The sequence below is a fragment of the Sulfitobacter sp. OXR-159 genome (assembly GCF_034377145.1).
Classification (GTDB): domain Bacteria; phylum Pseudomonadota; class Alphaproteobacteria; order Rhodobacterales; family Rhodobacteraceae; genus Sulfitobacter.
Window position 1 is genome coordinate 780,266 of the sequence record NZ_CP139707.1, and the last position, 22,272, is coordinate 802,537.

Here is a 22,272-nt window from a genome sequence, read left to right on the forward strand (position 1 = left end):
ATTGGCCCGCAGGGTGCAAGAGGGTCAGCGCCCCGCCTTGGGGTGGGCATTGTTATAGACTTCCATCAGCCGCGCGGTATCCACGGCAGTATAGGCCTGCGTGGTCGACAGCGACGCATGGCCCAGCAGTTCCTGAATCGCGCGCAGATCACCGCCCGCGTCGAGCAGATGCGTGGCAAAGCTGTGGCGCATGGCATGGGGGGTGGCCGTCGCCGGAAGGCCCAGTTGCATCCGCGCATCGGCCATCACCTGCGCCACGGCCCGCGCGCCCAAAACGCCGCCGCGAATGGCACGAAACAGCGGGGACTGCGGCTCTTGCGGGTAGGGGCAGAGGGCGAGGTAATCTTCGACGGCAGCACGGGCGGCGGGCAAGACCGGTACAACCCGTTCCTTACCGCCTTTGCCGATGATGCGCAGACTATTTGGCAGGGGCGCATCGCCACCTTTAAGGGCGAGCGCCTCGGAAATCCGCAAGCCGCAGCCCCACAGCATCGTCAGCACAGCCACATCGCGCGCCGCGACCCATGGGGCGCGTGCTTGGGTTTCGACGCAGTCGATCAGCGCGCGGGCGGCGTCTTCGGCCAGCGGGCGGGGGAGTTTTTTCTGAAACTTGGGCGACCGGGCAAGCAGAACGGCGGTGGGCTCGAACCCCTCTCGCTCGGCCAGCCAGCGATAAAAGGCTTTCACCGCCGAAAGCTTGCGCGCCACGGAGCGAGAGCCGACACCGCCGCTGCGCGTGCTGGCCATCCAAGCGCGCATGTCGCTGATGGTGATTTTCGCCAGCGCGCCAAGGCCTTGGGTGTCGCCCTTATGCAGGGTCATGAAGGTTAAGAACTCGGTCACATCGCCCCGATAGGCGATGATCGTATTCTCCGCTGCGTCCTTCAAGGCGCTCTGATGCGCCAGCCACGTTTGCAGCGCGTCCCGCGCGGCGGGGCTGATCAGTAGCGGATTTGCCTTCTCGCTCAAGACAGCCAGCGGCGCATGGTGCGTTCCAACACGCCGGTAAAGAAGGTGAGCAGATCGGTGCCTTGCTGCGGGCCAAACATATGCGGGTCTTCGGCCCCCATGACCAGAAGGCCGGGCAGGCGGCCTGTGCCGAAATCGAGTTTTAGGCAGGCCTCAGAACGGATCCAGCCCGCCTTGGTGCCATACAGCGCCTCAGAACCGTCTTGAAGTGCGCGCAGGGTCACCTGACGCACCATGCCGCCGCGCCCTTGAGACAGATAGTCGTCGATAAAGCCCGGCTCGGCCACGGTCAGCACATCGCCCAAACGCTGCACTGCCGGATCATTGTCGTTCTGGGTCGATTCCAGCACCAGTTTTACCGCGTCGACGCGCAGAATGTCGGCAACTTCGCCACCCAGATTGCGCAGAAAGGTCTCAAACTCCACCGGGTCCAGCATTTGCAGGATCGCGCGGTGGATCTGGTTGGTCCCGGCGAGGTTTTCATAGGCCGCGGCGATGACGCTGCGGTGGGTGTCTTCCAACCGATCAAGCCGGGTTTCCAAACGCTCCATCGCGATGCCGCGCAGGTCGACGATGTTGCCGCCCATGGCCTTCTCATTCGCTGCAATCAACGCCTGCATCACATCGCTGTCGTCAAGGATGACATCGGGCGCGGAGATGATCGCCTCGCGCAGGGCGTCGTCGATTTTGGGGCTGCTGCTCATGGGCGTCTCTTTTTGATTTGCGGTGTCATAGCATGGTGGGGCGTCAAGATCTGCCCCCAATTGGTCACGGGTCTTGACGCCTGCGGTCTTTGTTGCCGCCTTGCGTCAGGCCGGGATGTAGAACGAAGCCCACGGGAACAAAAGCGGCGCGGGTGTGTTGGCCCCGGTCGACGCGCGGATTTCAGCCGCAAGGCACGCGCGCCTGATCGAAGCCTGCTGCATACCCCCGGATGCGGCGAAATGGCCCTTGCCGGGAGAGGAAATCTTACATGGAACATGTCTCTGTCGATCTTTGGGCCGCCAACCTTCAGGTCACGCCGGATTCGCTGCAAAGCTGGCTTGCCAGTGTGGAACTGCGTCTGCAACAAGCCGCCGCGCGCGAGGCGCAGCTTTTGGTGATGCCTGAGTTTTGCTGCGCACAATGGCTGAGCTTTGCCCCGGCGGACCTGCCCGCAGAGCAGCAACTGGGCTGGCTCGCGCAGACCGCCGCGCTGGCGCTCGACCCGATGCGCCGCATGGTGGAGCAGACAGGCGTCGCCCTGCTGCCCGGCACATTTCCTGTGGCCTTTCCATCGGTCGACGCGCCCGAGGGGTATCTCAATCAGGCGTGGTTCCTGACGCCGGATGGTGGGATGCAAGTTCAAAACAAACTGAGCCTGACGCCGCTTGAGGCAAATGGCGCCAGCGGCGTGACCATCGCGGGCACCGGGATCAACCTGTTCGACTGGAACGGGCTGCGCTGTGTCATCGCGATCTGTCTGGATGCGGAATATACCGCGCTTTGGTCGAAACTGGGCGAGCTGGACCTTGATCTGGTGATCATCCCCGCCAAGACCGACATGATCACCGGCTACAACCGCGTGTTTAGCTGTGCACGGGCGCGGGCGATCGAATTGCAAACCGCCGTGTGCTGTGTCGGCGCGGTCGGCGCGCCGTTGACCCCCTGGCAAGAGGATACCGGCGTGGGCGGGGCGAGCGTCTATCTGCCCTGCGATGTGTCGGTGGCCTTGGACGGGATGCACGCGGCCTTGCCGCCCCAGACGGCGGCGCAGGGCATGGATCTGGTGTTGCAGGCTCCGGCGATTCCCGTGGGGCAGTGCCGTCGCATCCGCGCAGGCGCGGCCGAGGCCGAGGTGCGCCCCGGCCTGTGGTCGGGCGATCACCTGACCGTCGAAGGCAACGCCGCATAGGGCAAAGAAAAACCCCCTCCGCCAAGGGCGGAAGGGGTTTGATGTCTTGGCGCGAAGGCCGGATCAGAGGATGTTCTGACCGGTCTTTTTCCAATCGGCCATGAACTGCTCCAGACCTTTGTCGGTCAGCGGATGCGCGGCGAGTTTCTTGATCACTTCTGGCGGCGCGGTCATCACGTCGGCACCGATGCGCGCGGCTTCCAGCACGTGGTTCGGGCTGCGGATGGAGGCGGCGAGGATCTGTGTCTCAAACCCATAATTGTCATAGACGGTGCGGATGTCTTGGATCAGCTCCATGCCATCAAGGTTGATGTCGTCCAGACGCCCGATAAAGGGCGAGATGAATGTCGCACCCGCCTTGGCCGCGATCAACGCTTGGTTCGCCGAGAAGCAGAGCGTGACGTTCACCATACGGCCTTCGCCGGACAGCACTTTACAGGCTTTCAGCCCGTCCCATGTCAGCGGCAGTTTGATGGTGATGTTGTCGGCGATCTCGGCCAGTTTGCGGCCTTCGGCGATCATCGCGTCGGCTTCCAGCGCCACCACTTCGGCAGAGACGGGGCCGTCGACGAGGTCACAAATCTCTTTGGTGACCTCAAGGATGTTGCGGCCTGATTTCAGGATCAGGGAGGGGTTAGTTGTCACGCCGTCGACCATGCCAAGGTCATTGAGTTCGGCAATGGCGTCGATCTCGGCGGTATCTACGAAGAATTTCATGGGCTTTCCTTCCGGGTTGGAATGTGATCGCTAACAGGTCAATTGCTTGCCTTGGCTTTACCGCATGATCTGCGATGCTTAAAGCCTCAATTCCCCCAAGTGACACGGAGCATGCGGCAGACATGGCTGAATTCTACCATCATGGCGAGTTGCTGTCGGTGATGACCACCCAGCCTTTGGGCCGCGCGCTGGACTATCGCGCGCCCGAAGGTGGCTGCCATGCGGGGGCGTTTGTCGAGGTGCCATTGGGCCCGCGCAAGGTGATGGGCGTGGTCTGGGGGCCGGGGGCCGGGGACTATGACATCAACAAGGTGCGCCATGTGATCCGCGTGCTGGACGCCCCGCCGATGCGCGATGAGATGCGCGAGTTTTTGCTGCGGTCCGCCGCCTATACGCTGACCCCGCTGCCCGCGATGCTGCGGCTGGCCACGCGTGCGCCGGGCTTGGGCGATCCGCCGTCGATGCGCAAGATCTACCGCGCGGGCGACGGCGTGCCGACCCGCATGACCGACGCGCGCCAGCGGGTTATGGCGGTGCTGGAAGAATATAGCGATCTGGCCTTCACGCTGAAGGAGTTGTCGGAGATGGCCGGGGTCACCTCTTCGGTGGTCAAAGGTTTGGTCGATCAAGGTGCCGTGCGCGAAGAGGAAAGCCCCCGCGATCTGCCGTTTCGGCGGCTGAATCCATCGTTGCCCGGCAAGGCACTGACCGAGGATCAGGCGACAGCGGCGGCGGTTTTGCGCGAAGGGATCAAGGCAGAGACCTATGGCACGACCCTGCTGCGCGGGGTCACCGGATCGGGCAAGACTGAGGTCTATCTCGAAGCCGTCGCCGCCGCCGTGCAATCCGGGCGGCAGGCGCTGGTGCTCCTGCCGGAAATCGCGCTGACCGAACAGTTTCTCGACCGGGTCGAGGAGCGCTTTGGCGCGAAGCCTGCCGAATGGCATTCCGGTGTCACCATGACCGAACGCCGCCGCATCTGGCGCATGGTGGGCGAGGGCAACGCGCAACTGGTGATCGGTGCGCGCTCGGCGCTGTTCCTGCCGTTCCAGAACCTCGGGCTGATCGTCGTGGATGAAGAGCATGACACGTCTTACAAACAAGAGGATGGGGTGCTTTATAACGCCCGCGACATGGCGGTGCTGCGCGCGTCAATCTGCGGGGCGCAGGTGGTGCTGGCCAGTGCGACGCCCAGTCTTGAGACTTGGGCCAATGCAGAGGCGGGCAAGTATCGGCGGCTGGAACTGACCTCGCGCTTTGGTCCGGCGGTGATGCCGAAGATGGGCGCGATTGACATGCGGCAGGCGGGTTTGCCGGGGGATAAATGGATCTCGGGCGAGATGAAGCGCGAGGTCGATGCGCGGCTGGAGCGCGGCGAACAGGCGATGCTGTTCATCAACCGTCGCGGCTATGCGCCGATCACGCTCTGCCGCGCCTGTGGCGAACAGATCGGTTGCGATCAATGCGATGCGCGGATGGTGGAACATCGGTTTCTGAAACGCCTCGTTTGTCACCAGTGCGGCGAGACCAAGCCCATGCCCGAGGTTTGCCCCTCTTGCGAGGTCGAAGGCAAGCTCGCCCCCATCGGCCCCGGCGTAGAGCGGCTGGGAGAGGAAGCGGCTGCGCTCTGGCCCGACGCGCGGATCGCGACCCTGAGTTCGGACATGTACGGCTCGGCGCGGGCGCTGAAGGCCGAGATCGCGGGCATCGCCGAAGGGGCGGCGGACATCATCATCGGCACGCAGCTGGTCGCCAAGGGGCACAACTTTCCCAAGCTGACGCTGGTGGGGGTGATTGATGCTGATCTCGGACTCACCGGGTCGGACCTGCGGGCAGCGGAGCGGACGTTTCAACTGATGCGGCAGGTGGCGGGCCGGGCAGGGCGGGCCGAAGCGCCGGGGGCGGCCTTGTTGCAGACCTATCAGCCCGAGCATCCGGTGATCCGGGCGATCTTGGCGGGCGAGGAGGAGAAGTTCTGGGCCGCCGAGGCGGGCGAGCGACGGCAGGCCGGGGTGCCGCCTTACGGCCGTATGGCAGGGATCATCCTCAGCGGCAGCGATGCGGCAGCGGTGTTTGATTTGGGCAACCATCTGGCGCGGCATGACGGGCCGTTGCGGGCGGTGGGGGCGCAGGTCTTTGGCCCCGCGCCCGCGCCGATCGCCCGGGTGCGCGGGCGGCATCGGGTGCGGTTGTTGGTCAAGGCGGATAAGGGCGTGGCGCTGCAGGAGGCGCTGAGCAAGTGGGTTGGTGCGCTGCGGCTGAAGGGGGATTTGCGGTTGGCCGTGGATATCGATCCGCAGAGTTTTTATTGAGGCTCAAAGGCGGTGGGTTGGAAACGAGGGCCAGCGCCTGCCCGCGGGTCGGCGATCCAACCGTTTGTCGCTGCCACTTTATGGCTCGACATGATGTGCTTTGGCAATGTCCCACCCAGCCTCACCAAATCGCCTACCCGGGGGGGGGCAGGCGATGGCCCGGCGCCTGCGGCTTGATTCCGAGCTGGGGGAAGAAAGACGCGTTAGAGCCCCGCCTTTTCTCTCGCCATTCCCAAAACCCCGGCGTAATAAATTCCCATGACCCGCTATATCACCCTCGAAGAGGCCAAGCGCCTGCCGTTCTGGCGCCGCCCCGTGGCTCTGCTGTTCCTCATGGCGCTGGCCATGCCCATCGCGTTCAACACGTGGTCGGCGCTGCTGAATAACTTCGTCATCGAGGTGGCAGACTTCGACGGGTCCGACATTGGCCTGCTGCACACGGTGCGCGAAATTCCCGGCTTTTTGGCCATCGGGGTTATCGCGATTCTGCTGTTTGTGCGCGAACAGGTGCTGGGGCTGGTGTCGCTGGTCCTGCTCGGCGCAGCCACCGCGATTACCGCATATTTCCCCTCCATGGGCGGCATCCTGACGATCACCATGCTCAGCTCGATCGGCTTTCATTACTACGAGACGGTGAATCAATCGCTGCAACTTCAATGGCTTAAGATCGAAGACGCGCCGCGCATGATCGGCTGGCTTATGGCGGCTGGATCGCTGGCGACGCTGGTGGCCTATCTGGCGATCATGGCGCTGTGGGAAACGCTGAACCTCAGCTACAGCATCGTTTACATGATCGGCGGCGGCGTCACCGTTGCCGTGGCCATCATCGCCATGCTGGCCTATCCACAGTTCGAAGCGCCCACGGTGCAGAACAAAAAGATGATCCTGCGCAAGCGCTACTGGCTCTATTACGCGCTGCAATTCATGTCAGGCGCGCGGCGGCAGATTTTCGTGGTCTTCGCGGGCTTTATGATGGTCGAACGCTTCGGTTTTGAAGTGCATGAGATCACCATGCTCTATCTCATCAACCTTGTCGCCAATATGATCTTTGCCCCGCTGATGGGCCGCGCGGTGGGTCATTTCGGCGAGCGCCGGACGCTGACCGTTGAATATGTCGGGCTGATCATCGTCTTCCTTGCTTACGGCGGCGTCTATTACCTTGGCTGGGGTGTGGTGATTGCGGCAACGCTTTATGTGCTGGATCACATGTTCTTTGCCCTCGCATTGGCGCTGAAGACCTATTTTCAAAAGATCGCAGACCCCGCAGATATCGCACCAACGGCGGCGGTGGCCTTTACCATCAACCACATCGCGGCGGTGTTCCTGCCAGTCGGGCTCGGCCTGCTTTGGCTCGTCTCGCCTGCGGCGGTGTTCTTCCTTGCCGCAGGGATGGCGGCAGTGTCGCTGATGCTGTCACTGTTGATCCCGCGCCACCCGGCACCGGGGCATGAGACGATCTTTCAAACTGCTGTGCCGCAGGCCGCCGAATAGGCCGCGAAACCCAGCATGGCTTGACCCGACACGCGCGCGGCCCTAGGCGAAGCACAACCGCACCGCAGCAAAGGACCGCGCCATGCCCACTTTTACCGCCCTCACTACCCTCACGGGCCGCGACCCCGCCTATGCGTTGGGCGAAGCGATGGAGCGGCTAATCCCCGAGCCCACCGGCGTTGGCGTGTTTGAGGTCGAAGACGGCTCGGGCCTGTGGGAAGTCGGCGGTTATTTCGAAGAAGCACCCGATACGGCCGCGCTGGCGGTGCTGGCCAAGGCGATGGGCGCGAAGGATTTCACCGTCTCTGAACTGCCCGAAACCGACTGGGTCGCCCATGTGCGCCGCGAGCTGGCCCCCGTCGAGGCGGGCCGCTTTTTCGTCTACGGCAGCCATGATGCTGACAAGGTGCCCGAAGGCTGCGAGCCGCTGCTGATCGAAGCCGCCATGGCCTTTGGCACCGGGCACCACGGCACGACATTGGGCTGCCTGCGCGCGCTGGACCGTCTGGCTGGCGAGGGGTTCCATGGCAAGAAGGTTGTCGACATCGGCTGCGGCACTGCCGTGCTGGCCATGGCCGCCGCGCGCATCTGGCCCGAGCCGGTATTGGCCAGTGACATCGATGAGGTCGCGGTCGAAGTGGCGCAGGCCAATGTCGATGCGAACAATCTGTCGGGCCGCGTGACCTGTGTCGAGGCCGCAGGCTTTGATCATCCTCAATTGGCCGAAGCTGCTCCCTTTGATCTGGTCTTTGCCAATATCCTCAAAGGGCCGCTGGTCGCCTTGGCCCCGGATTTGGCCGGGGCGCTGCAACCGGCGGGCTATGCGATTCTCTCGGGCCTTCTGAACGAGCAGGCCGATGAGGTGATCGAGGTTTATGCACGATCTGGCATCAATCTGATGCACCGTGAGAGCATTGGTGACTGGACGACACTAACGTTGCAAAATAACGCATAATTTACGCCTCATTTTCGTTGCATTTGACCCTTTTGCCGCTTTGTTGCCACAATTTGCCTTTATTCAAATTGGCAGCAAACGGTGGGGGCCGGATTGCTACGGAGGCTGTGATGGCTGAAGGACACGCTCAATTCGCGAAACGGATCGAACTTCTGGGGCGCAAGCATCGGAAGATGGAACGGGGATATGTCACCCGCGTCGGGCGCGACGGGTTGATCTCCGTCTTGCCGAAACGTGCCCGTCGGGGTTTCCCGATGATGGGGTTTTTCCTGATCGTTCTGGTATTTTTCGGCTTCAAAGCCTTCACACTCGCCGCGATCGGCCCGGTGACCTATAACGAACGCCTGTCGCGGCTGGCCAATGGTTCAAACCTAGAGCAGATCGGCGCCAAAATGATGGCCATCGACCCGCTGACCAAGACAGTAGCCGGGCTGACCGGCCCGATCATGCGGTGATCTTAAGTCACTGATTCTTGACATAAAAAAGCCGCAGCGGATGCCTTCCGCTGCGGCTTTTTGTTCGGGTAGGTTTCGATACGGGCAGGGCGCAGGCTTAGCGAACAAAGTGGTTCTGTGCGACGAGGTCAATGTCACCCCGGATCAAGCCGATGTCCTGCAATTCAAGGTCGGTCAGGTCCGACAGCGCCTTGCGGGTCGCGCGGCTGTCTTGCCAATCTTCGACCGCCGCGAAGAACGCGCCGAAAAAACCAAAAATACGTGTGACGGCCGAGGTGGAGCCGTAAGCGGTGCGGGTGGTGTCGAAAGCTGCCATGGGGCCGTCCTTTGTTTGATCGTCGGTTGTGTCTGCAGGGGGGGAGGAAAGCGCGACCTGCAAAACGTGATTTTCGGCAATTATGCCTGAAAAGCGCCCCGCGCAATCCCTCAAAAACGACAGCGTGCCTTGCGTTTTGTGCATAGGTCGAAATGACGGCTAACCCACTATCTTTACGGGAAAATTTCCGGCTTCCTGATGTCGGTTTTGCAGCATGGAGAGGCGCAATCCGACACCGCGGTTCAAAAGCGACAGGATGCATGTCGTAAAGCGCCCGCCGCGCATCAGGGCTTTGCGATGTTCGCGTTTCGTGCTAGTGCACCAAAAAAGCAACAATTTTATCGAGGGCAGAGATGATACGGGTGATCGGCATAGATCCGGGGCTGCGCAATCTGGGCTGGGGCGTGATCGACGTGTCGGGCAGCCGAATCGCCCATGTGGCCAATGGCATCTGTCATTCCGAAGGCGACGACCTTGGCGCGCGGCTTTTGTCTTTGCACGGGCAGCTGACGCGCGTGCTGACCATGTGGCAGCCACAGGCGGCGGCGGTTGAACAGACTTTCGTGAACAAAGACGGGGCCGGGACCCTGAAGCTGGGTCAGGCGCGGGGCATCGCGATGCTGGTGCCCGCGCAGTTTGGTTTGACGGTGGGCGAATATGCCCCCAACAAGGTCAAGAAAACGGTGGTCGGCGTGGGCCACGCGGATAAGGGACAGGTGGCGCATATGGTGAAGATGCAGATGCCGGGGATCGAGATTGCAGGCCCGGATGCCGCCGATGCGCTGGCCATCGCGATCTGTCACGCGCATCACGGCGGGGCCAGCACCCTCGCGCAAGCGGTGGCGAGGGCGAGCGCATGATCGGCAAACTCTCGGGCCGCATTGACTACCGTGCCGCCGACCATGTGCTGATCGACGTGCGCGGTGTGGGGTACCTTGTCTATGTCTCTGACCGGACCATGGCCGCGCTGCCCGGTGTGGGCGAAGTCGTGGCGCTTTATACCGATCTGGTGGTGCGCGAAGACCTGATGCAACTCTTTGGCTTTCAAACGCTGGTGGAAAAGGAATGGCACCGGTTGCTGACCTCGGTTCAGGGGGTCGGGGCAAAGGCGTCGCTGGCAATCCTCGGAACGCTCGGCCCGGATGGCGTGAGCCGCGCAATCGCGCTTGGCGATTGGAACGCGGTAAAGGCCGCCAAGGGCATTGGCCCCAAAATCGCACAGCGCCTGGTGCTTGATCTCAAGGACAAGGCTCCCGGCGTGATGGCGATGACCGGCACCGTGGCCGACGCTCTGGGAGAGGCGCAGGCCGCCGCCGATGAGACCGTGATCGAAGCCGCCACCCCACGCCCCGCGCCAAAAGCCGCCGCGCCGAATGCTTCGGCTCAGTCCGAGGCGCTTTCGGCGCTTGGCAACCTTGGTTACGGTCCCGGTGACGCGGCGGGCGCTGTGGCGCAGGCGGCGGGCGAGATGCCAGAGGCGGACACGCCGACGCTGATCCGCGCGGCGCTCAAGCTGTTGGCGCCCAAGGGGTGATACCCCCTCTGGCAGAACCCTCCGCCCTGCGCCATAACGAGGCCCTATGACCGACATTGACCCCACCGTGCGGCCCGAGCCGATGCCCGAAGACTTTGACCGCGCTTTGCGGCCACAGATGCTGGCGGAATTTGTCGGCCAAGCCGAGGCGCGGGCGAACCTTGCCGTCTTCATCCAATCCGCCCGCCAGCGTGGCGAGGCGATGGATCACACGTTGTTTCACGGGCCTCCGGGCTTAGGTAAAACCACACTGGCGCAGATCATGGCGCGGGAATTGGGCGTGGGCTTTCGCATGACCTCTGGCCCGGTATTGGCCAAGGCGGGCGATCTGGCGGCGATCCTGACCAACCTCGAAGCGCGTGACGTGTTGTTTATCGACGAGATCCACCGGCTGAACCCCGCTGTGGAAGAGGTGCTTTACCCCGCGCTGGAAGATTTCGAGCTTGATCTGGTGATCGGCGAAGGCCCCGCCGCGCGGACCGTGCGGATTGAGTTGCAGCCCTTCACGCTGGTCGGGGCCACCACCCGCATGGGCCTGCTGACCACGCCTTTGCGCGACCGTTTCGGCATCCCGACCCGGCTGCAATTCTACACCGAAGACGAGCTTTACATCATCGTCGACCGCAATGCTCGCAAACTGGGTGCGCCCGCGGACGAAGGCGGTGCCCGCGAGATTGCGAAACGCGCCCGCGGCACGCCGCGCATCGCGGGCCGCCTGCTGCGCCGGGTGGTGGATTTCGCGGTGGTTGAGGGCGATGGCCGCGTGACCCGCGATTTGGCCGACATGGCCCTGACGCGGCTCGGGGTCGATCATCTGGGCCTTGATGGCGCGGACCGCCGTTACCTCAAACTGATCGCAGAGAATTATCAGGGCGGCCCGGTGGGGATCGAAACCCTCTCCGCCGCGCTGTCGGAAAGCCGTGACGCACTGGAGGAGGTGATCGAGCCGTTCCTGTTGCAGCAAGGGCTGATCCAGCGTACCCCGCGCGGCAGAATGTTGGCGGCCAAGGCGTGGAGCCATCTCGGCATGGCCGCGCCCAAAGGGCAGAGCGACCTTTTTGACTGACGCCCCGGAGCGAAGGTAAGACAGATGACGATGACCGCAGAGCAGATCGAGACCCTTTTCACCCGCCGCGATGGGCAGTTCGCCTTTGCCCGCTGGGGCCGCCCCATTGCGCCGGTGGCCTTTGGGATCGAAGAGGCGGCGCTGCCAGTGGTGAAAGGCGCGCTTGAGGCTGTTGCCAAGCTCGCCGGACACGACATGGTCGAGACCGATCCCGAACTGGGCAGCAATCTGATGATGTTCTTCTTCGCCGATTGGGCAGAGCTTTTGGACGTGCCGGGGATGGACGGGCTGGTGCCCGATCTCGCAGGGCAGGTCGAACGCTTGCAGGCCGCTGGGGCCAATCAGTACCGTTTCTTCCGCTTTGAAGAAAACGGCGCGATCAAGGCGGCCTTTGTCTTCCTGCGCATGGACGACAGTTTGCGCGAGATGTCGGCGCAAGTCTTGGCGCTGAGCCAAGCGGTGCAGGTCATCCTGCTCTGGTCCGAGGACGCCTTTGCCGAGCAGTCGCCGCTGGCGCTGGCCGATGAGGCGCTGGTGCTGCGCCCCGAAGTGGCCGACGTGATCCGCGCCGCCTATGATCCGGTGATGCCGCCCGCCGCCAATGACGCAAGCCATGCGCTGCGCCTCGCCGCGCGGGTGTCGGCATGAGCCATAGCTTTCCGGTCCGCATTTTCTACGAAGACACCGACATGGCGGGCGTGGTCTACTACGCCAACTACCTGCGCTATATCGAACGGGCTCGGTCGGATATCGTCGAACAGATTGGCCTTGATCAACGCGCCATGCGAGACGAAGGGCTGGTCTTTGTCGTAACGCGGGTAGAGGCGGATTATCTGGGTGCTGCACGCTTTGGCGACCGGTTGGAGGTGCAGACCACCCATCAGGCCGAAGGGCCGGTGCGTTGGGTGTTTGACCAAGACGTGCTACGCGATGGCAAGGTCATCTTTCGCGCCAAAGTCACCGCCGTTTGCATGACCACGGCCGGGAAACCCACCCGTTTGCCAGCGAAACTCCGCCTGTCGGACGGCGATCCTGCGGCCTGATACCATAATTCTGGCAATCTCGGTTGCAGTCCGTTAGCTTTGCTCCAAATAGAGGCCGGAAAATAGGGCCCAGAGGCAGAATGCCCCAAAGGGGCGGCAGTAAAAGAGCATAGTTAAATGGAAGCAGAGACGCTGGCATTGGCACAGGGGATTGATTTCTCCCTGTGGGGTCTGTTCGCGAAGGCGACAGTCACGGTCAAACTTGTAATGATCATGCTGATCGGGGCCTCTTTCTGGTCTTGGTCGATCATCGTTCAAAAGACCATCCAGTACCGCAAAGCCCGTGCTGAGGCCGCGCAGTTCGATCAGGCGTTCTGGTCGGGCGAGCCGCTCGACGGGCTCTTTGACACCATCGGCGCTGACCCGGATGGACCCTCAGAAAAAATCTTCGCCGCTGGCATGTCGGAATGGCGCCGCTCGCACCGCGAAGATGGCGCGTTGATCCCCGGCGCCACCGCACGGATTGACCGCTCCATGGATGTGGCGATCTCAAAAGAAGCTGAGCGTTTGCAAAAGGGGCTGCCGGTCTTGGCGACGGTGGGCTCAACTGCACCGTTTGTCGGCTTGTTCGGGACGGTCTTCGGCATTATGAACTCGTTCATTGAGATCGCCGCGCAACAAAACACCAACCTCGCCGTCGTCGCCCCCGGTATTGCCGAGGCACTGCTGGCGACCGGTATCGGCCTTCTGGCCGCGATCCCGGCGGTTGTGTTCTACAATAAACTGAGCGCCGACAGCGACCGCATCCTTGGCAATTACGAGGCCTTCTCGGACGAATTCGCCACCATCCTCAGCCGCCAGTTGGACAGCTAAGCCATGGGCGCAGGTGTCATGAAAAAACAAGGTGGCAAGGGGCGGCGTCGCGGACGCGCACAGCCGATGGCCGAGATCAACGTCACGCCTTTCGTCGATGTGATGCTGGTGCTCTTGATCATCTTCATGGTCGCGGCTCCGCTGCTGACTGTGGGCGTGCCGGTGGAATTGCCCAAGACCGCCGCCACGGCCCTGCCATCCGAGCAGGAAGAGCCGCTGACCGTTACGCTCACCGCCGAGGGGGCCGTGCAAATCCAAACCACCGACACGCCCCGCGACCAACTGATCACCAAACTGCGGGCGATCGCCTCTGAACGGGCCAGCGACCGGGTGTTTTTGCGCGCGGATGGCAAAGTGTCTTATGCGCAGGTCATGGAAGTCATGGGCGCGCTCAACGCAGGCGGCTTTTCCAACATCGGTCTGGTGACCGACATCGGTGGCCCGGCGTTGGACGGCAGCGACACGTCGGGTGGCTGAGCGGTGCATACCGGGCATTACATATCAGGTGCCGGGCATCTGGGTCTTATCGGCTGGCTGTTGTTTGGAAGCATCTTCACCTCCGAGCCTGAGCCCGTTGAGATGACCGAGGTCTCGGTGATCTCGGCCGCCGAATATGACGCGCTGGTCGCGGCCCAGCAGCCGCCCGCGTCGGCCACCGAAGTGGCCCAGCCCGCGCCGCCGGAGGTAAGCGAAGAGACCCCCGAAGTGACGGCAGAGCCGGACACGCAGATCGAACAGCCAGAGCCGGTGCAGACCGAAACCCCGCCCGAAGACCTCCCCCCCGAGGTGACGGAACTGGAGTTGCCGCCGCAGACCCAAGTGGATGACACGCCGCCCGAGATGAACGAGCCGGTGGGCGATACCGCCGTGCTGGTGCCCGAAATCGCGCCCGAAGCCCGCCCGCGCGAAGCGCCGCGTGTGGCCCCAGAACCGGTAGAGCAGCCTGACCCCGAACTGCGCCCCGATCTGGACGAGCAGCCCGCCGTAGCACCAGATGCCGAAGCCGAGGCGGAAACCGTCGTGGAAGAGCCGCAAGAGGCCCGCACGCCTGAGGACAGCACGACCGAGATCGTCACCGAAGCCGACAAAGCGCCGGCGGCTTCTGCGCGTCCGCCGGGCCGCCGCCCGACACCGCCGCCGCCTGTCGAGGTGGCCGAGGCACCGGAAGAACCCGCCGAGACGCCAGCGCCCGCCCCGACGCCCGAACCAACGCCCGAGCCTGAGCCAACCCCGGAGCCCGTTGAGGAACCCACGACCTCCAGCTCGACCGAAGATGCCATCGCGGATGCGCTGAGCGAAGTCTTGGGCCAGCCTGAGACAACCGCGCCTGTGCCAAGCGGCCCGCCGCTGTCATCGGGTGAGCGCGAGTCTCTGCGCGTCGCGGTATCGGCCTGCTGGAACATCGGCGCGCTGTCGACCGAAGCGGCGCGTACCACGGTCGTTGTCGGCATGCAGATGAACACCGACGGCACGCCCGTGGCCAGTTCGATCCGCCTGCTGAGTTCCAGCGGTGGCAGCGACACCGCCGCACGTCAGGCCTTTGAAGCCGCGAAACGCGCGGTCATTCGTTGCGGCAGCAGCGGTTACAAACTGCCGCAGGAAAAATACAGCCAATGGCAAGACATCGAGATGACATTCGACCCAATGAGGAGCCGATAACATGCTGACTAGACTTCTGGGACTACTGGCGCTCTGCGCCACGGCGGCCACGTTCACCCTGGCCCCCAATGCGTCGCAGGCCCAACCGCTGCGCATCGTGATCGACGACCCGACGATTGAGCCTTTGCCCTTTGCCGTGCCCAGCTTTCAGCCTGAAAGCGGTGAGGCCGGGCAACTGGCCGTCGATCTGGCGCGCGTCGTCTCAGAAGACCTGACCGGCACGGGCCTTTTCCGCGAAATCCCGGCCAGCGCCTATATCTCGACCGTCAGCGACTTTAACGCGCCGGTGGAATATGCCGACTGGAAAGCGATCAACGCGCAGGCGCTGATCACCGGGGCGGTCAATGTCACCGGCAACAGCGTGAATGTGAAGTTCCGCGTCTACGATGTCTTCTCGGGCGAGGAATTGCTCGACAGCAACGGGCAGGGCGGTCTGCAATTCAGCGGCACCGTCGATGGCTGGCGCCGCATGGCGCATAAGGTGGCCGATGCGGTTTACAGCCGGATCACCGGCGAGGGCGGCTATTTCGACAGCCGTGTTGTCTTTGTTTCCGAAACCGGGCCGAAGGACGACCGCCAGAAGCGTTTGGCGGTAATGGACTACGACGGGGCCAACCTGAAGTACCTGACCGATTCAGGCTCCATCGTGCTTGCCCCGCGATTCTCTCCCAGCGGTGACCGGGTGCTCTACACCAGCTATGAAAGCGGTTTTCCGCGCATCTATGTGCTGGACATCGGCACCGTCCAACGCCGCGCGCTGCAAAGCGCCGAAGGCTCCATGGCCTTTGCGCCACGCTTCTCGCCCAGTGGTCAAACGGTTGTCTATTCGCTGAGCCAAGGCGGCAATACCGACATCTTTTCGATGGATATCAACAGCGGCCAGTCAGTGCGGCTGACCAATACCCCCGCCATTGAGACCGCGCCCAGCTTCTCTCCCGATGGCAGCAGGATCGTCTTTGAGAGCGACCGTTCCGGCAGTCCGCAGCTTTACGTCATGCCCGCCACAGGCGGAGAGGCGACGCGAATTTCCTTTGGCGAAGGGCGTTATGGCACGCCCGTTTGGTCGCCGCGCGGGGATTTGGTGGCTTTCACCAAGCAGAACAAGGGCCGTTTCCACATCGGCGTGATGCGTCTTGATGGCTCCGAAGAGCGCCTGCTGACCGCGTCCTTCCTTGATGAAGGTCCGACTTGGGCGCCCAATGGCCGGGTGATCATGTTCGCCCGCGAAACCCAAGGGGCGGGCGGGTCGTCCTCGCTCTATTCGGTCGATATTTCGGGGCGCAACCTCAAGCCGGTGCGCACGCCCGAAGGCGGCTCTGACCCCTCTTGGTCACCGCTGCAGCAGTAACGTTTTCCAGACCTCCCATACGGGCGCGGGCAATTCCAATGATCTCGCGCCTGTGTTAACACCAGCAACAACAACGCCACCACAGAGAAGGCAGACCCCCATGAAACGCATTTTGACCAGCACGCTTTTGATTTCCGCATTGGCCGTGTCGGCCTGTACAAACCCCGACCGTTTTGGTGCCGATGGCATGGGCGGCGCCGGGGCCAATGCAGGCGCAGGGGTCAACGCCGGCGTGGTGCCGGGCAGCGCGAACGACCCCACCTCCACCGCCTATTTCCAGCAGGCTGTCGGCGACCGGGTGCTGTTCCTCGTGGACCAATCCACGCTGACCGACCAAGGCCGTGCCACGCTCGACGGGCAGGTGGCTTGGCTGCAGACCAATACGGATTATCAAGCCGTGATCGAAGGTCACGCGGATGAGCAGGGCACCCGTGAATACAACATCGCGCTTGGCGGTCGTCGTGCCAATGCCGTGCGCGAGTATATGATTTCCCGCGGTGTTGCGGCATCGCGCCTCAAGACCATCAGCTATGGCAAAGAGCGCCCGATCGAGATCTGCTCGGAAGAGGCCTGCTATGCCAAAAACCGCCGTGCCGTGACCGTTCTGGCCGGTGGCGCACTGACCAGCTAATTGCGGCGCCAGCCCAAGCAATGACCAATCCAAGGAGGCCGATGTGCTGAAGCGATATATCTTCGTGGCGGTGATGGGGCTGATGACCGCCCCCGCCGCGCTTATGGCGCAGGACAACGATCAGACGCTGGCGGACATCCGCCAGCAGTTGACCGTGCTCAGTGTCGAGGTGCAAAAGCTGCGCCGCGAACTTTCGACCACGGGCGGCGGCTCGGTTGAGACCGGCGGCAGCTCTGTGCTTGAGCGTGTCGGCACCATGGAAAGCGAATTGCAACGCCTCACCTCCAAGACCGAGGAGATGGAGAACCGGATCAACCGGATCGTGGCCGATGGCACCAACCGGATCGGGGATCTGGAATACCGTTTGGTCGAGCTTGAAGGCGGCGATCTGGGCGCGCTCGGAGAGACCTCGACCCTCGGCGGAGGGGAGGCTCCAACCGTGGTCGCACCCGCCCCCGAAGCCGACCGCGAGGTGGTTGAGATGACCCCCGGCAGCGGTGGCGCAGCACCTTCAAACGGCATCATCACCCCCATCAACGAGGCAGAGCTGGCGGTCAGCGAAAAGACCGATTTCGAGCGGGCGCAGGGGGCGCTCGCAAACGGTGACTTTCGCAGCGCCGCCGATCTCTTTGCGACCTTCAGTCAGACCTACCCCGGTGGTCCGCTAGCCGCCGAAGCCGAGATGCGCCGCGGCGAAGCGCTGACCGGTTTGGGCGACAACCGCGAAGCGGCTCGTGCCTATCTCGCGGCCTTCAGCACCGATCCCGAAGGGCCAGTGGCCCCCAAGTCGCTGTTTGAGTTGGGGCGCGCGCTTGGCGTGTTGGAGCAAACACAAGAGGCCTGCGTGACCCTCGCGGAGGTTGCCGTGCGTTTCCCGGGCGCCCCGCAGGTGAGCCAAGCCGAAGCGCAGCGCCAGACGCTGGGTTGTTCCTAACCGCTGATGACTGCGCCTGCCGCGACGGCTGATGCAGCGCTGGCCAAGGGGCTGCTGGCGGGGCTGGGCGGTACGCTGCCCCCTCGCCTAGGCGTTGCAGTCTCGGGCGGGGGCGATTCCATGGCTCTGCTGTCGCTGTTGCATGGGCTTTCGGCAGCGGCGGGCACAGATCTTGAAACCGTGACTGTCGACCATGGTCTGCGCCCCGAAGCCGCCGGAGAGGCCGCCTTCGTCGCGCGACGTGCCAGCGCTCTGGGCTTGTCGCATGAAACACTGCGCTGGCGGGGGTGGGACGGGCAAGGCAACCTGCAAAACGCGGCGCGTGAGGCGCGATATCGGCTGATGGCCGATTGGGCAGAGCGGCGCGGGCTGCCCTGCGTGGCGCTTGGCCATACGGCGGACGATCAGGCCGAAACGGTGCTGATGCGATTGGCCCGCCGGTCGGGGGTGGACGGCCTGTCGGCCATGGCGCCGCGCAGCAAGCGGCACGGCATCATATGGCTGCGCCCGCTGCTTTTTGCCCGACGTGAGGCATTGCGAGGGCATCTGAGGCGCGCGGCCGTTGAGTGGGTCGACGACCCCAGCAACGATGACCCGCGTTTCGCCCGCATTCAAACCCGTCAAAGTCTTGCCGCCCTCGCGCCGCTTGGCATCGACGTAGAGGCCTTGGCCGAGGTGGCGCGCAACATGGCCACCGCCCGGGAGGCGCTGAAAAGCCAGACCGACAGAACGGCAGGCGATATTCTGCGCATGGAGGCGGGCGCACAGGTGATGCAGGCCGAGGGCTTTTTTGCCGCGCCCGAAGAGATCCGCCGCCGCTTGATGATTCATGCGCTTGGGCAGGTCAACGGCGGCACCTACCCCCCGCGCCGCGGCCCCGTGGCGGCCCTGATCGCGGGGTTGGCCGAGGGGCAGGCGGCCACGCTGGGGGGCTGTCAGGCGCTGCTTCGGCGCGGTGAAATCTGGGTCTTTCGGGAATATAACGCGGTGCGCGACCTGCGGGTGCCTGCGGATCAGCTTTGGGACCGGCGCTGGCGTGCGACGCCCCCAGAGGGGCTGCCGCAGGGCGCTGAATTGCGGGCCTTGGGGGCCGAGGGCCTTGCCCAATGCCCCGATTGGCGCCGCCTTGGGCGGCCCCGTGCTATGCTGTTGTCGACCCCGGCGATCTGGGAGGGCGCGCGCCTGCTTGCAGCGCCCCTTGCCGGGCTGGTCGAGAAATGGCATGTCCAGCGCGAAAGCGGCGCGGAATGCAACGAAACCGCGCCATTATCGCATTGAACATGAGCGCATCATGTCTATCTTAGTGTGGTGGTTGCCCGAACGGGCGCCCCTTGGGTCGCGGGACTTGCCCGCGGCCGTGTGAATTTAGGAGAATTCCCTTGGGAAATGTTCGTAACCTCGCCTTCTGGGTTGTCCTGATGTTGCTGGTACTGGCGCTGTTCAACCTGTTCAGCGGGTCCAGCGGGTCGCTGCAAAACAACGAGGTCAGCTATTCCGAATTCGTCACCTCCGTACAGGATGGTGATGTCCGTAATGTGACATTGGATGGCGAGCAGGTTCGGTTCCGCAAGGCGGATGGCGCCGACTACCTGACGATCAAACCCGGCGATGCCGAGCTGACCCAGCTTTTGATCTCCAACGATATTCCGGTCAAAGCGCGTCCGCAGCAACAGTCTGGTTTCCAGACTTTCCTGATGTCGCTTCTGCCCATCGCGCTGCTGATCGGTGTGTGGATCTACTTCATGAACCGCATGCAGGGCGGCGGCAAAGGCGGGGCGATGGGCTTTGGCAAATCCAAGGCCAAGATGCTGACCGAAAAGCAGGGCCGCGTGACCTTTGACGACGTGGCGGGCATCGATGAGGCCAAGGAAGAGCTTGAGGAAATCGTCGAATTCCTGCGCAACCCGCAGAAATTCTCGCGCCTTGGCGGCAAGATCCCCAAAGGCGCGTTGCTGGTGGGCCCTCCGGGCACCGGTAAGACGCTGCTGGCCCGCGCCATCGCGGGTGAGGCGGGCGTGCCCTTCTTCACTATCTCCGGCTCCGACTTTGTCGAGATGTTCGTAGGCGTCGGCGCGTCCCGCGTGCGCGACATGTTCGAACAGGCCAAGAAAAATGCCCCTTGTATCGTCTTCATCGACGAGATCGATGCCGTGGGTCGCCACCGGGGTGCCGGTTATGGCGGCGGCAACGACGAGCGTGAGCAGACCTTGAACCAGCTTCTGGTCGAGATGGACGGTTTTGAGAGCAACGAAGGTGTCATCATCCTCGCCGCGACCAACCGCCGTGACGTGCTTGACCCCGCGCTGCTGCGTCCGGGCCGTTTCGACCGTCAGGTGACCGTGCCGAACCCCGACATCAAAGGTCGCGAGAAGATCCTCTCGGTCCACGCGCGCAAGACCCCACTGGGGCCGGATGTTGACCTGCGCATCATCGCGCGCGGCACGCCGGGCTTTTCGGGCGCGGATTTGGCGAACCTGGTGAATGAGGCCGCTCTGATGGCTGCCCGTGTCGGCCGCCGTTTCGTCACCATGGTCGATTTCGAACAGGCCAAGGACAAGGTGATGATGGGGCCAGAGCGCCGCTCGATGGTGATGACCGCCGAGCAGAAGGAGATGACCGCCTATCATGAAGCCGGTCACGCGCTGGTCGGCATGACGCTGCCGAAATGCGACCCGGTCTACAAAGCCACGATCATCCCGCGCGGCGGCGCGCTTGGCATGGTGATGAGCCTGCCCGAAATCGACCGGCTGAACATGTTCAAGGACGAATGCCACCAGCGTTTGGCCATGGCCATGGCCGGCAAGGCGGCGGAAATCCACAAATACGGCCCCGATTCCGTGTCCAACGGCCCGGCGGGCGACATCCAGCAGGCCAGCGCTCTGGCCCGTGCGATGGTGCTGCAATGGGGCATGTCCGATAAGGTCGGCAACATCGACTATTCCGAAGCCGCGCAGGGCTATCAGGGCAATACCGCTGGGTTCTCCGTCTCGGCCAACACCAAGGAGTTGGTTGAAAAAGAGGTGCAGCAGTTCATCCAAGACGGCTATGACCATGCGATGAAAATCATCTCGGAGAAAGAGGTGGAGTTCGAGCGTCTGGCCCAAGGTCTGCTGGAATATGAGACCCTCACCGGCGATGAGATCAAACGTGTCATGGATGGTCTGCCGCCTGCCGAAGACTCCGATGACGACAACTCCGACGCGGGCAGCGCACCCAGCGTCACCGCGATCCCCAAGGCGAAGGGCAAGAAAACCCCGCCGAAGGATGGCGGAATGGAGCCTGAACCTTCGGTGTGATCCGGCCTGCGACCCTATGAAAAACCCCGCTTCGGCGGGGTTTTTTCGTTTTGGGCTGACCCTTGGGCAATGGGCGGAATTTCCCCTATCGCTTCACAGCCGCCAGCGCGTTAGACAGGGGTGGAATTCCTAACCTGCCGGGGGTCTTATGCGCCGCATCCTTTCTGCCCTTGCCGTTCTCTTTGCGGTTACTGGCGGTCCGGCTTGGGCCGATCCGCTAACCTACGCCGTGGCATTGGGCGGGCGTCAGTTGGGCACGTTGCAGTTCAACGGTCAAAGCCGGAACGCCGCGTTTTTGTTGTCTCTCAACAACGCTCCTTTCGGCATCAAGAACGGCAGCTTCAACGCGGTCACCCAATCTAACGGGAACACGGCCAGCTATCTGGGTGCGAACCGGGGCAGCGAGACGCGCGATATCGCGATTGACCGAACGGCGGGGCGGGTCACTTCGGTTGAAATCACGCCGTCTTCGGAAATGACGGAACTGTCGGATGCCAAAGCGGTGCCGCCCGGCGTTCTTTTCCCGCCTGAGCTTTTCGCCGCCCTTGCCACCGGCAATAGCTGCCCCTCTCCGCTGGCGCTCTACGATGGCCGCCGCGTGGTCCAAGTCGCGACCCAAGAGGTCCGTGAGGAAGGCCCTGCCGTGCATTGCGATATGTCTTACCGCGTTGTCATGGGGCCGGGCTATGTCTCTCCCTTTTATCTAAAATCCTTCGGGATGGCGCTTGTCTATACCGCGGGCACCCTCACCAAGGCCTCATTGAGCGGTGGCGGATTTAAGGTGCATTTGATCCGACAGTGAGCCTAGGGTTCAGCAGTCACCCAAACCACCCCGAAGG

At 63.2% G+C, this 22,272-nt stretch carries 23 protein-coding genes; 19 read left to right on the top strand and 4 right to left on the bottom strand.

What is annotated here, in order from left to right; genetic code table 11:
• Window positions 1-24: 24 nt before the first annotated feature.
• Window positions 25-969, bottom strand: a complete 945-nt coding sequence (locus T8A63_RS03860) for a tyrosine recombinase XerC (RefSeq protein ID WP_322345028.1) — start codon at window positions 967-969, stop codon at window positions 25-27.
• Window positions 966-1,673 carry a DUF484 family protein gene (locus T8A63_RS03865; protein ID WP_067623124.1) on the bottom strand — a complete coding sequence of 236 codons (708 nt, stop codon included), beginning with the start codon at window positions 1,671-1,673 and terminating at the stop codon, window positions 966-968. Before T8A63_RS03865 ends, T8A63_RS03860 begins: the two co-directional genes overlap by 4 nt.
• A 269-nt stretch (window positions 1,674-1,942) precedes the next feature.
• Between T8A63_RS03865 and T8A63_RS03870 the strand changes: the two genes are divergently transcribed.
• Window positions 1,943-2,863, top strand: a complete 921-nt coding sequence (locus T8A63_RS03870) for a nitrilase-related carbon-nitrogen hydrolase (RefSeq protein WP_162931871.1) — start codon at window positions 1,943-1,945, stop codon at window positions 2,861-2,863.
• A gap of 63 nt (window positions 2,864-2,926) precedes the next feature.
• Here T8A63_RS03870 and fsa read toward each other — a convergent pair whose 3' ends face one another.
• Entirely contained in the window at window positions 2,927-3,580 is a 654-nt protein-coding gene (gene fsa / locus T8A63_RS03875) for a fructose-6-phosphate aldolase (RefSeq protein WP_322345029.1), read from the bottom strand.
• Between the two features lie 122 nt (window positions 3,581-3,702).
• Here fsa and T8A63_RS03880 point away from each other — a divergent pair, with 122 nt between their 5' ends.
• From T8A63_RS03880 to T8A63_RS03895, 4 genes are all read left to right on the top strand, one after another.
• Window positions 3,703-5,892, top strand: coding sequence for a primosomal protein N' (locus T8A63_RS03880; RefSeq protein ID WP_322345030.1), 2,190 nt, complete (start codon window positions 3,703-3,705; stop codon window positions 5,890-5,892).
• A 258-nt stretch (window positions 5,893-6,150) separates the two neighbouring features.
• Window positions 6,151-7,383, top strand: a complete 1,233-nt coding sequence (locus T8A63_RS03885) for an MFS transporter (RefSeq protein WP_322345031.1) — start codon at window positions 6,151-6,153, stop codon at window positions 7,381-7,383.
• An 82-nt stretch (window positions 7,384-7,465) separates the two neighbouring features.
• Window positions 7,466-8,338: a 50S ribosomal protein L11 methyltransferase gene (locus T8A63_RS03890; RefSeq protein ID WP_322345032.1), complete on the top strand. Its 873-nt coding sequence runs from the start codon at window positions 7,466-7,468 to the stop codon at window positions 8,336-8,338.
• A gap of 110 nt (window positions 8,339-8,448) precedes the next feature.
• Window positions 8,449-8,793: a hypothetical protein gene (locus tag T8A63_RS03895; protein WP_067628411.1), complete on the top strand. Its 345-nt coding sequence runs from the start codon at window positions 8,449-8,451 to the stop codon at window positions 8,791-8,793.
• Between the two features lie 97 nt (window positions 8,794-8,890).
• Here T8A63_RS03895 and T8A63_RS03900 read toward each other — a convergent pair whose 3' ends face one another.
• The gene (locus tag T8A63_RS03900; protein WP_269346704.1) at window positions 8,891-9,109 is read right to left on the bottom strand and encodes a DUF1127 domain-containing protein; all 219 of its coding nucleotides are present in this window, start codon (window positions 9,107-9,109) and stop codon (window positions 8,891-8,893) included.
• A 353-nt stretch (window positions 9,110-9,462) separates the two neighbouring features.
• Here T8A63_RS03900 and ruvC point away from each other — a divergent pair, with 353 nt between their 5' ends.
• The 14 genes from ruvC (at window position 9,463) to T8A63_RS03970 (ending at window position 22,235) form a co-directional block, all read left to right on the top strand.
• Window positions 9,463-9,969, top strand: coding sequence for a crossover junction endodeoxyribonuclease RuvC (gene ruvC / locus T8A63_RS03905; protein ID WP_067916382.1), 507 nt, complete (start codon window positions 9,463-9,465; stop codon window positions 9,967-9,969).
• Entirely contained in the window at window positions 9,966-10,643 is a 678-nt protein-coding gene (ruvA, locus tag T8A63_RS03910) for a Holliday junction branch migration protein RuvA (RefSeq protein WP_322345033.1), read from the top strand. The genes ruvC and ruvA overlap by 4 nt, the downstream gene beginning before the upstream one ends.
• A 46-nt stretch (window positions 10,644-10,689) precedes the next feature.
• Window positions 10,690-11,709: a Holliday junction branch migration DNA helicase RuvB gene (gene ruvB / locus T8A63_RS03915; protein ID WP_322345034.1), complete on the top strand. Its 1,020-nt coding sequence runs from the start codon at window positions 10,690-10,692 to the stop codon at window positions 11,707-11,709.
• A gap of 30 nt (window positions 11,710-11,739) precedes the next feature.
• Window positions 11,740-12,357: a hypothetical protein gene (locus T8A63_RS03920; protein ID WP_067942537.1), complete on the top strand. Its 618-nt coding sequence runs from the start codon at window positions 11,740-11,742 to the stop codon at window positions 12,355-12,357.
• Window positions 12,354-12,752, top strand: a complete 399-nt coding sequence (locus tag T8A63_RS03925; RefSeq protein WP_322345035.1) for a YbgC/FadM family acyl-CoA thioesterase — start codon at window positions 12,354-12,356, stop codon at window positions 12,750-12,752. The genes T8A63_RS03920 and T8A63_RS03925 overlap by 4 nt, the downstream gene beginning before the upstream one ends.
• Window positions 12,753-12,869: 117 nt before the next feature.
• A complete protein-coding gene (tolQ, locus tag T8A63_RS03930; protein ID WP_067942529.1) occupies window positions 12,870-13,565 on the top strand; it encodes a protein TolQ in 696 nt (231 codons plus the stop codon).
• Between the two features lie 3 nt (window positions 13,566-13,568).
• Window positions 13,569-14,042: a protein TolR gene (gene tolR / locus T8A63_RS03935; protein ID WP_067626442.1), complete on the top strand. Its 474-nt coding sequence runs from the start codon at window positions 13,569-13,571 to the stop codon at window positions 14,040-14,042.
• Window positions 14,043-14,045: 3 nt separating this feature from the next.
• Window positions 14,046-15,224, top strand: a complete 1,179-nt coding sequence (locus T8A63_RS03940; protein ID WP_322345036.1) for an energy transducer TonB — start codon at window positions 14,046-14,048, stop codon at window positions 15,222-15,224.
• A 1-nt stretch (window position 15,225) separates the two neighbouring features.
• Window positions 15,226-16,572, top strand: a complete 1,347-nt coding sequence (gene tolB / locus T8A63_RS03945) for a Tol-Pal system beta propeller repeat protein TolB (protein ID WP_322345037.1) — start codon at window positions 15,226-15,228, stop codon at window positions 16,570-16,572.
• A 100-nt stretch (window positions 16,573-16,672) separates the two neighbouring features.
• The gene (pal, locus tag T8A63_RS03950) at window positions 16,673-17,203 is read left to right on the top strand and encodes a peptidoglycan-associated lipoprotein Pal (RefSeq protein ID WP_067624244.1); all 531 of its coding nucleotides are present in this window, start codon (window positions 16,673-16,675) and stop codon (window positions 17,201-17,203) included.
• Window positions 17,204-17,276: 73 nt separating this feature from the next.
• The gene (ybgF, locus tag T8A63_RS03955) at window positions 17,277-18,137 is read left to right on the top strand and encodes a tol-pal system protein YbgF (RefSeq protein ID WP_322345666.1); all 861 of its coding nucleotides are present in this window, start codon (window positions 17,277-17,279) and stop codon (window positions 18,135-18,137) included.
• A 6-nt stretch (window positions 18,138-18,143) separates the two neighbouring features.
• Window positions 18,144-19,415 (top strand): tRNA lysidine(34) synthetase TilS, encoded by a 1,272-nt coding sequence (gene tilS, locus T8A63_RS03960; protein ID WP_322345038.1) that lies wholly within the window; start codon window positions 18,144-18,146, stop codon window positions 19,413-19,415.
• Window positions 19,416-19,516: 101 nt separating this feature from the next.
• Complete coding sequence (gene ftsH / locus T8A63_RS03965; protein WP_067942389.1) at window positions 19,517-21,433, top strand: ATP-dependent zinc metalloprotease FtsH; 1,917 nt, start codon at window positions 19,517-19,519, stop codon at window positions 21,431-21,433.
• 148 nt (window positions 21,434-21,581) lie between these two features.
• The gene (locus tag T8A63_RS03970; protein WP_322345039.1) at window positions 21,582-22,235 is read left to right on the top strand and encodes a hypothetical protein; all 654 of its coding nucleotides are present in this window, start codon (window positions 21,582-21,584) and stop codon (window positions 22,233-22,235) included.
• The last annotated feature ends 37 nt before the right edge of the window (window positions 22,236-22,272 follow it).

Bases quoted from the DNA above. Each gene is read 5' to 3' on its own strand.
- T8A63_RS03885 (WP_322345031.1), top strand. From the start codon at position 6,151: ATGACCCGCTATATCACCCTCGAAGAGGCCAAGCGCCTGCCGTTCTGG.
- fsa (WP_322345029.1), bottom strand. From the start codon at position 3,580: ATGAAATTCTTCGTAGATACCGCCGAGATCGACGCCATTGCCGAACTC.
- T8A63_RS03895 (WP_067628411.1), top strand. From the start codon at position 8,449: ATGGCTGAAGGACACGCTCAATTCGCGAAACGGATCGAACTTCTGGGG.
- pal (WP_067624244.1), top strand. From the start codon at position 16,673: ATGAAACGCATTTTGACCAGCACGCTTTTGATTTCCGCATTGGCCGTG.
- T8A63_RS03970 (WP_322345039.1), top strand. From the start codon at position 21,582: ATGCGCCGCATCCTTTCTGCCCTTGCCGTTCTCTTTGCGGTTACTGGC.
- ruvA (WP_322345033.1), top strand. From the start codon at position 9,966: ATGATCGGCAAACTCTCGGGCCGCATTGACTACCGTGCCGCCGACCAT.
- tolB (WP_322345037.1), top strand. From the start codon at position 15,226: ATGCTGACTAGACTTCTGGGACTACTGGCGCTCTGCGCCACGGCGGCC.
- T8A63_RS03890 (WP_322345032.1), top strand. From the start codon at position 7,466: ATGCCCACTTTTACCGCCCTCACTACCCTCACGGGCCGCGACCCCGCC.
- ybgF (WP_322345666.1), top strand. From the start codon at position 17,277: ATGGGGCTGATGACCGCCCCCGCCGCGCTTATGGCGCAGGACAACGAT.
- T8A63_RS03865 (WP_067623124.1), bottom strand. From the start codon at position 1,673: ATGAGCAGCAGCCCCAAAATCGACGACGCCCTGCGCGAGGCGATCATC.
- T8A63_RS03880 (WP_322345030.1), top strand. From the start codon at position 3,703: ATGGCTGAATTCTACCATCATGGCGAGTTGCTGTCGGTGATGACCACC.
- T8A63_RS03925 (WP_322345035.1), top strand. From the start codon at position 12,354: ATGAGCCATAGCTTTCCGGTCCGCATTTTCTACGAAGACACCGACATG.
- T8A63_RS03870 (WP_162931871.1), top strand. From the start codon at position 1,943: ATGGAACATGTCTCTGTCGATCTTTGGGCCGCCAACCTTCAGGTCACG.
- tilS (WP_322345038.1), top strand. From the start codon at position 18,144: ATGACTGCGCCTGCCGCGACGGCTGATGCAGCGCTGGCCAAGGGGCTG.
- tolR (WP_067626442.1), top strand. From the start codon at position 13,569: ATGGGCGCAGGTGTCATGAAAAAACAAGGTGGCAAGGGGCGGCGTCGC.
- tolQ (WP_067942529.1), top strand. From the start codon at position 12,870: ATGGAAGCAGAGACGCTGGCATTGGCACAGGGGATTGATTTCTCCCTG.
- T8A63_RS03900 (WP_269346704.1), bottom strand. From the start codon at position 9,109: ATGGCAGCTTTCGACACCACCCGCACCGCTTACGGCTCCACCTCGGCC.
- ruvC (WP_067916382.1), top strand. From the start codon at position 9,463: ATGATACGGGTGATCGGCATAGATCCGGGGCTGCGCAATCTGGGCTGG.
- ruvB (WP_322345034.1), top strand. From the start codon at position 10,690: ATGACCGACATTGACCCCACCGTGCGGCCCGAGCCGATGCCCGAAGAC.
- T8A63_RS03920 (WP_067942537.1), top strand. From the start codon at position 11,740: ATGACCGCAGAGCAGATCGAGACCCTTTTCACCCGCCGCGATGGGCAG.